The sequence below is a fragment of the Paenibacillus sp. E194 genome (assembly GCF_000935845.1).
Lineage (GTDB): Bacteria > Bacillota > Bacilli > Paenibacillales > Paenibacillaceae > Paenibacillus_B > Paenibacillus_B alvei_B.
Genome location: NZ_JMDX01000247.1, coordinates 1 through 7,906 on the forward strand (window position 1 = coordinate 1; position 7,906 = coordinate 7,906).

Here is a 7,906-nt window from a genome sequence, read left to right on the forward strand (position 1 = left end):
AAAGACCTTCATCGAATTGCTGGAAAAAGCTTTAAAGTAAATCGTAACAAGATTCTGGAAAATGTCGAAAAAACCTTATGTGACAAGGTATTGAATCGAATTGACAGAACAAAATAAGAGGCGTATACTGACGGTGCAAGTTAATCGATTAACTAAAAAAATATATAAATAATTTCATATGATCAAGGGGTGAGCTCGAAGCGTTTCAATTGCATTCCTATAGTTTCAATTCATACCTTATTCATTGATTTGAATAATTTTAGGAAGATTGAAAAGGTTAGACAACTGAGAGAAAGAAGGATAGATCAATGGCCAATTCAAAAAAGTTGACGCTATTCGGGTTAATTGGGATTACGATGGCGTTCTTCGGTACTGTTCGTAGTGTACCGACACTTGCCGCCACAGGCTGGACTCAAATCTTTTATATGTTGGTTGCAGCCGTATTGTTCGCCTTGCCAATCGCGTTGATGTCAGCCGAGCTGTCAACAGGGTTCCCTGAAGAGGGCGGGCCGCAAGTTTGGGTTAAAAACGCTTTAGGCGAGAAATGGGGTTTCGTTACCTCATGGCTCTTATGGGTACAAATGTTCTTCGGGATGGTAATGGTCGCATCCACAGTAGGTGTATTATTCGGATACGTCATTAATGTTCCCGATTTATCATCAAACAATTACTTCATATTCGCAGTTATCCTGATTTCATATTGGGGCGTTACATTATTGAACTTGAAGTTCGATATGGTCAAAATTGCAGGTAACTGGGGCGCAATTATCGGGGTGTATATCCCATTCGTTATTCTTGTAATCCTGGGTCTTATGTATATGTTCAAAAATGGCATTAACCCACAAGGTTACTTGGCTGACTTCAAAGCAAGCAACTTGCTGCCGAATCTAAGCGATTTGGGAAGCTTGGCATTCTTGTCCGGTATCATCTTTATCTTCGCTGGTGTAGAGATCTCCTCTGTACATGCGAATAACATTGAAAATCCGAAACGCAACTATCCGATTGCAGTTATCGCTTCCGTTATCCTGCTTGTTATTTTCAACCTGATTGCAGGTCTTACTGTAGCAAACGGTGTTCCAATGGGGAAAATGGAGCTTGCGAATATTACGCAGCCTTACCTGATCTTCTGTGAAGACTTAGGCATTCCATCGATTTTCGTTAATATTATTTCGGCAATGATCTTGATCGGTGTACTCGTTCAGCTTAGTGCATGGGTACTTGGACCAAGTAAATCGATGATCAAGGTCGCTGAAGATGGTAACTTGCCACCATTCTTCCAAAAGAGAAATGGAAAAGGTATTCCAATTTCGTTCGTATTGATTCAAGCGATTGTTATCTCGTTAGTTTCCGTTCTTTATATCGTAGTACCTGACGTAAACAGTGCGTTCTTGATTATCACAATTACAACGACAATTCTCTATTGTCTCGTATATGCTTTTATCGCAATTTCAGCAATTCGTCTTCGTTACAAAATGCCGCAAGTCGAAAGACCATTCAGACTTGGCAGCAAAGGTAATGGATTGATGTGGTTCGTATCATTATTGGCCCTGCTGAGTGTAGCCATTACGTTAGTTGTGAGCTTGATTCCGCCATCTATTCTTGAACCAAGCCAAACAACGGGTTACATCATTTATCAAGTAGGCGCAACAATTGTTATGGTGGGCATTGCTCTTATCATATATCGTTTCAAAAAGCCAAGCTGGAAAAAAAGTGAATAAATTCACGAAATAAGCAACTTATCATTCATCATCTTCATCTTAATTAATTCATACATCACGGGAGGAATAGAACATGAACTATCAAATTCCGGAAGTTAACTTGAAAGCATTATTCCTTGGTTCCAAAGGCGAGAACGTTAATCTCTTCAAAGAGGTATTGAATAAAATTGTTGACGAGCATGTTGGCTGGAGACAAAACTATCAACCGCAAGACTTGCCAGTTATCTCTCCTTTCGATAAGAGCACTCAAAGCTACCAAGATACTGCAAACCATATGCGCAGCGTATTCGACCAATTGTCTTCGAAGCTTCGTTCCGAATCCTTGCCATGGCATACAGCAGGTCGCTTCTGGGGTCATATGAACTCCGAAACATTGATGCCAGCAATTATCGCTTATACAGCAGCAATGTTGTGGAACGGTAACAACGTAGCCTATGAATCTTCTCCGGGTACATCCCAAATGGAAGAAGAAGTTGGACATGAATTGTGCAAAATGATGAGCTATCGTGAAGGACATAGCTGGGGCCACATTTGTGCTGACGGTTCCATCGCGAACTTAGAAGGTCTCTGGTATGCACGTAACATCAAGTCCTTGCCGCTTGCGATTAAAGAAGTTACGCCTGAGCATGTAGAAGGCAAATCCGAGTGGGAATTGCTCAACATGTCTACGCAAGAAATTATGGACATCATGGACAAAGTTCAAGATCAATTGGACGACATCAAAGCAAAATCTGCACGCAGCGGACGTTATTTGGACAAGCTTGGTAAATGGCTGATTCCACAAACAAAACACTATTCCTGGTTGAAAGCAGCCGACATTATTGGTATCGGCTTGGATGCTGTTGAAGCAATCGATGTAGACAGCAGCTATCACATGGATATTGAAAAGCTGGAAACACGCATTCGTGAATTGGCAGCAGAAAATACGCCAATCCTTGGGGTTGTCGGCGTAGTCGGCAGTACAGAAGAAGGTCAAATCGACCATATTCATAAAATGGTTGCACTTCGTGAAAAATTGGCGAAGGAAGGCATCTACTTCTATATCCATGTCGATGCAGCTTACGGCGGATATGCACGTTCCATCTTCTTGGATGAGAATGATCAATTTATCGAATACAACAAAATTAATGAAGTATTCAAAAAACACAACATCTTTACTGATATGAGCTTGAAGGACGAATGGCTTACAGAAGACGTTTATGAAGCCTTCAAAGCAATGAGCAAAGTTGAATCCATTACAATTGACCCGCACAAAATGGGCTATATCCCTTACTCTGCAGGTGCAATCGTTATTCAAGATATCAGAATGCGCGACGCGATCTCTTACTTCGCAACATATGTATTCGAGAAGGGTGCAGATATCCCAGCATTGCTTGGTGCGTACATCCTTGAAGGTTCCAAAGCAGGTGCAACAGCAGCGGCTGTATGGACAGCACACAAAGTGTTGCCACTCAACGTTACAGGCTTTGGTAAATTGATGGGTGCAAGCATCGAAGGTGCTTACCGCTTCTACAACTTCTTGAAGGAAAGAACATTCAACGTTAATGGCAAAGTGATTAAACTTCATCCATTGACTAAACCAGACTTCAACATGGTTGACTATGTATTTAACGAAGAAGGCAACACAGACTTGGAGAAAATGAACAAATTGAACCATGACTTCTTCGACTATGCTTCCTATGTGAAGGGCGGATTGTACAGCAACGAATTCATTACATCTCATACAGACTTCGCAATTCCTGACTATGGCAACAGCCCATTGGAATTCGTCAACAGTCTTGGATTTAGCAGAGAAGAATGGGATCGTGCAGGTAAGGTTACAATCCTTCGTGCTTGTGCATTGTCTCCATATGCTCATGACAAAGACGTATTCGAAGAATATGCGCTTAAGATTGAGAAAGCAATGCAAGACAAGCTTGAAAAAATCTACATGTACGAAATGTAAGATACACATTTATAAAAATGGGATGCGTAACAATCTTCGGTTGTTGCGCATTCCTCTTTATCCAAGGGGTGCCGGATATGACAAACATCAAGAAGGTATTAACGGTTGCTGGCTCAGATTCAAGCGGCGGCGCAGGATTGCAAGCTGATCTGAAGACTTTTGAAGAATATGGAACATTTGGCTTCTCGTCCATTACTTCCATCGTAACCATGGATCCGGATAACAACTGGCATCATGCCGTATATCCGATTGATCCTGAACTTGTTCGCAATCAGATTAAAACTGTACTATCTGGGGGCAAACTAGATGCGATGAAGACAGGCATGCTCGGCTCCATTCCAGTCATCGAGCTGCTTAGAGAAGTTATTGATCAGCACGACATCACGAATGTCGTCATCGACCCTGTTATGGTGTGCAAAGGCGAGGATGAAGTTGTTCAACCGGAAAACGGCGAAGCCATTCGAGAACTTCTGCTTCCTAGAGCAACAGTTGTGACACCGAATTTGTTCGAAGCGGGGCAGCTTGCGGGAATTCGCAAAGTCAGCACGTTAGAGGATATGAAGGAAGCTGCAGCCAAGATTCATGAGCTTGGAGCACAGAACGTTGTCATTAAGGGTGGCAAGACATTGGAAGATCAGAAAGCCATTGATCTCCTGTTCGATGGTCGAACATTCACGATGTTCGAAGCTGAGAAGCTGGATACGAATCATAATCATGGTGCAGGGTGTACATTTGCGGCGGCTATCGCTGCGGGTCTTGCGAAGGGAATGTCGGTCAAGGATGCGGTGGCTACAGCGAAGCAATTCGTCACAGCAGGCATTAGTGGCGGATTCGCGCTTAATCAATTTGTAGGACCTGTATGGCATGGTGCGTACAATAAGGCTGAACAACGCATGAATCGCTAAGACAGCATAGGATATGTCCAATCTATAGACCCCATTTGCGAGCGCAGCATTGCAACTAGATGGTCATGAAGGAGTTCGGCTTATATGAAGAAAGAAGAGGTTACACTAAAAGAAAGCCTATTTCTTTTAGTTGTCTTATTAGCCATTATAGGAGCTTGTATTATCGGCTTAAGCATGGATCCACAAATTCCGATACTATTCTCCTTGGGAATTATTATCGTCTTCGCTAAAATAAAGGGCATATCTTGGGATCGCGTTCACAAAGGAATATCGAACGGCATTACACCCGGATTAATCCCTATTCTCATCTTTATGCTAATTGGAGCCTTAATCAGCGTGTGGATTGCAGCAGGAACAATTCCGACGATCATGGTTTATGGCTTTGGCATCTTGTCCGCTAAATATTTTTTACCTTCTGTTTTTGTCATTTGTGCAGTTGTCGGCATAACAGTAGGGAGCTCATTCACTACGATTTCAACTGTAGGTATTGCCTTCTTCGGAATGGGACAGATTATGGGATACCATCCCGCTATTACGACCGGGGCAATCATTTCAGGTGCATTCTTAGGTAACAACGTCTCGCCTTTATCGGATACAACCAACCTGTCCTCGGCCATTGGTGAGGTTGACTTGTTTGAACATATCCGTTATATGCTGCGGATTGTCATTCCCGCCTTCCTTATTTCACTTTTGTTCTTTGGATTTGTAGGACATGCGAAGGTGCTAACGACAGGCGAACAAATCAATGAACTTGTTCAAACTTTAAATTCGTCGTTTACCGTATCTGCTTGGACACTAATACCGGTATTAGTGCTCTTCCTATGTGCATGGCGTAAAATTCCGGCTATTCCAACTTTGCTGCTCAGCATTGTCTTTACCATCGGAGTTCTGTTTATTTATCATCCAGACACAAGTTTGGCAAGCCTGTCTAAGCTGATGCAGGATGGTTATGTAGCACACACAGGCGTAGAGAGCGTGGACAAGCTATTGTCTCGCGGCGGTATTCAAAGCATGATGTGGTCTGTTTCACTTATTCTGCTTGCATTGTCGCTAGGTGGATTATTAGTGGAAATGAACATCATCAAAACGATTATTTCTCGCATCTCCTCATTCGTCAGCACAAAAGGAAAGCTCATTCTGATGACAGCGCTCAGCTCGATGGGGATTAACCTTCTCCTCGGGGAACAATACTTGTCCATTATTTTACCAGGTGAAGCGTTCAAGTCTCAGTATGATGCGATTGATGTCGAGCGCAAGGAAATGACAAGAATACTCGCCAATGGTGGAGCGGCCTTTAATGCGCTCATTCCTTGGGGCGTCAGTGGGGTATTTATTACTGGAACGCTCGGCGTATCGACCCTTGAATATTTGCCGTTCGCTATTTTCTGTATTGTGGCACCGCTTCTCAACATTTTGTATGGTTTCCTGAGAAAATCTACGAAAACTTCCAAAGCTTCCAAAGCAGCATAATCGTCGCAAGCAACAAGAAGAAAAGTTGGTGCATAGCCAGCTTTTTTTCTTGTAGAGGTTGTTCAAAAAGTCCGCTTTTGATCACGAAGTAAATCATGAAGTGGACTCGGTATCGAATCTTGAATTCAGCCGGTCCTTCCGGTGCTCATGTACCCAAAACGTACACTCCGCTCCTCAGGCCCTAGCTTCATCCAATCTTCTCGGTGCTGAAAACCGGCCTTTTTGAACACGCACTTGTAGTAGGGCGCTGCTCTTCTTATGAAATATGTGGTATTAATTACTAATGAAAAATAATGCTATTATATGTTATACCTATTTCAGATACTTGGAGAAAAAAATCACATAACTGGATATGTCATATGAATGACCTTCTAATCCCACCTTCAACATGATGAGATTGGAAATCAGCCAGTCAGTACTCAAGGAGGTAAACATATGTTAATAGAAGAGCTGCAGGGGAAAGCGTTAGATGAATTTTTCCAAGGGATTTTATCTTTGGAGACGATTGAAGAGTGCTATGCTTTCTTTGATGATTTGTGCACAGTAAATGAAATTAAGACGATGGTTCAGCGTTTTCAGGTTGCGAAGATGCTGCACAACCATAACACATACAGTGAGATTGAAGCTGAGGCGAATGCAAGCACAGCTACCATTTCCCGCGTTAAGCGTTCCTTGAATCATGGCAACCACAGCTATGAATTCGTGTTCGCACGTATGAGAGAACAATCGGAGAACAATCCAGAGAAGTAAGTTTCCAATCTTCAGACTTTACGTACTATGTATCTGCGTACATTGAATACCTCCTATGCAAGCTTATGCACCTAGAAAGAATCAGCCTACAATCAATTATTTTCATTGTGATATGATGCAAGTTCAATACCATTAGGGAGAAGGAAGGGGGGACTTGGCTTCGCTATGTCATTACGAGGTAAGCGAAATGCTCAAGTCGCCCCTTATCATGCATGTTACTCCTCAACAAGCTCCTTGAATGACTTCACCTTGCCATGCGCATGCGGTGTTTGCTTGCGGATTTTATCGGCGTTTTCCCGGCGATGTTTTGGAATGGACATGGATGATAGCCTCCTCTTGAAATGAGCCAATAAGGCATAGAAAGTTTGCGGCTGGATAGATGCAAGCATCTGTCTAGCCGTGCTGCACTCGGTCCAATCGTGAACCGAATGTGTTGTTAATATGAGCTGGATTCAAAGCGACTATCCCCGCCAATGTTAGGGGGAGAGGAGTAATGGATTCTTTTGACATGGAATTGGGTGTTGTGATATCTTTTATTTAGACATTTATCTAAATGTCTAATGGGTTCTAATTCTTGGCCGGGGGGATTCCAATTGAATAAATCAGCTTGGAAATGGATGATGGCAGCATGCTTGCTGCTCGGGAGCGCAGTCCCAACTGCATTTGCGGAGGAGACGAAGCAGGAAGCGGCATCAGAAAAGAAGGAAGCTGCTGGCATGGTACAATTGCGGCAAGCGGCGAACGCAATTGGAGCTTATGTAAAGTGGGAGCAGAGTACGAAAGAAGCAACGGTTACTTATGGAGATCGCGTATGGATCATACGCAGCGAGTCTGTTGAATCGACGATTAGCGGCCAACCGTTGAAGCTGACTGCGGCACCTAGAGTGGAGCAAGGGACTTTGGTTGTACCTTGGAACGATCTGTGTGAAGCCTTGCAAATTCAAGCGAAGTGGGTAAATGGGAAAGTGGAAGCAGAGATGTCGGACTGGAAGACGCGTGCATCTCAATTTGTCATGCAATTCGCAGCAGCTGCTGACCGTCCAGAAGCGGCGGAGCAGATTCAGTCTTCTCTGACTCCGGCACTTAAGAAAGCGGGTCAAGTGTATCCAATTGGCATG

Annotated in this window: 7 protein-coding genes; 6 read left to right on the plus strand and 1 reads right to left on the minus strand. The window is 43.3% G+C overall.

What is annotated here, in order from left to right; genetic code table 11:
- The first annotated feature begins 308 nt into the window (after window positions 1-308).
- The 5 genes from tyrP (at window position 309) to AZ66_RS24025 (ending at window position 6,788) form a co-directional block, all read left to right on the plus strand.
- Window positions 309-1,718 (plus strand): tyrosine-tyramine antiporter, encoded by a 1,410-nt coding sequence (gene tyrP / locus AZ66_RS24005; protein WP_044357170.1) that lies wholly within the window; start codon window positions 309-311, stop codon window positions 1,716-1,718.
- Between the two features lie 73 nt (window positions 1,719-1,791).
- A complete protein-coding gene (tdc, locus tag AZ66_RS24010) occupies window positions 1,792-3,663 on the plus strand; it encodes a tyrosine decarboxylase (protein WP_044357171.1) in 1,872 nt (623 codons plus the stop codon).
- 77 nt (window positions 3,664-3,740) lie between these two features.
- The gene (gene pdxK / locus AZ66_RS24015; protein ID WP_021259437.1) at window positions 3,741-4,568 is read left to right on the plus strand and encodes a pyridoxine/pyridoxal/pyridoxamine kinase; all 828 of its coding nucleotides are present in this window, start codon (window positions 3,741-3,743) and stop codon (window positions 4,566-4,568) included.
- Window positions 4,569-4,652: 84 nt separating this feature from the next.
- Entirely contained in the window at window positions 4,653-6,038 is a 1,386-nt protein-coding gene (nhaC, locus tag AZ66_RS24020) for a Na+/H+ antiporter NhaC (RefSeq protein ID WP_021259436.1), read from the plus strand.
- A 435-nt stretch (window positions 6,039-6,473) separates the two neighbouring features.
- Window positions 6,474-6,788 carry a YerC/YecD family TrpR-related protein gene (locus tag AZ66_RS24025; protein ID WP_021259435.1) on the plus strand — a complete coding sequence of 105 codons (315 nt, stop codon included), beginning with the start codon at window positions 6,474-6,476 and terminating at the stop codon, window positions 6,786-6,788.
- 215 nt (window positions 6,789-7,003) lie between these two features.
- Here the strand turns inward: AZ66_RS24025 and AZ66_RS33045 are convergent, their stop codons facing one another.
- On the minus strand, window positions 7,004-7,108 hold the full coding sequence (locus AZ66_RS33045; RefSeq protein ID WP_005543954.1) for a DUF6254 family protein: 105 nt from the start codon (window positions 7,106-7,108) through the stop codon (window positions 7,004-7,006).
- A gap of 273 nt (window positions 7,109-7,381) precedes the next feature.
- On the opposite strand from AZ66_RS33045, the gene AZ66_RS24030 reads away from it, so the two are divergent.
- A partial coding sequence (locus AZ66_RS24030; RefSeq protein WP_044357173.1) for a copper amine oxidase N-terminal domain-containing protein occupies window positions 7,382-7,906 on the plus strand: 525 nt, incomplete at its 3' end.

What these genes read in the sequence shown, in the direction of transcription:
- AZ66_RS33045 (WP_005543954.1), bottom strand. Translation starts at nt 7,108, where the DNA reads ATGTCCATTCCAAAACATCGCCGGGAAAACGCCGATAAAATCCGCAAG.
- nhaC (WP_021259436.1), top strand. Translation starts at nt 4,653, where the DNA reads ATGAAGAAAGAAGAGGTTACACTAAAAGAAAGCCTATTTCTTTTAGTT.
- tyrP (WP_044357170.1), top strand. Translation starts at nt 309, where the DNA reads ATGGCCAATTCAAAAAAGTTGACGCTATTCGGGTTAATTGGGATTACG.
- pdxK (WP_021259437.1), top strand. Translation starts at nt 3,741, where the DNA reads ATGACAAACATCAAGAAGGTATTAACGGTTGCTGGCTCAGATTCAAGC.
- tdc (WP_044357171.1), top strand. Translation starts at nt 1,792, where the DNA reads ATGAACTATCAAATTCCGGAAGTTAACTTGAAAGCATTATTCCTTGGT.
- AZ66_RS24025 (WP_021259435.1), top strand. Translation starts at nt 6,474, where the DNA reads ATGTTAATAGAAGAGCTGCAGGGGAAAGCGTTAGATGAATTTTTCCAA.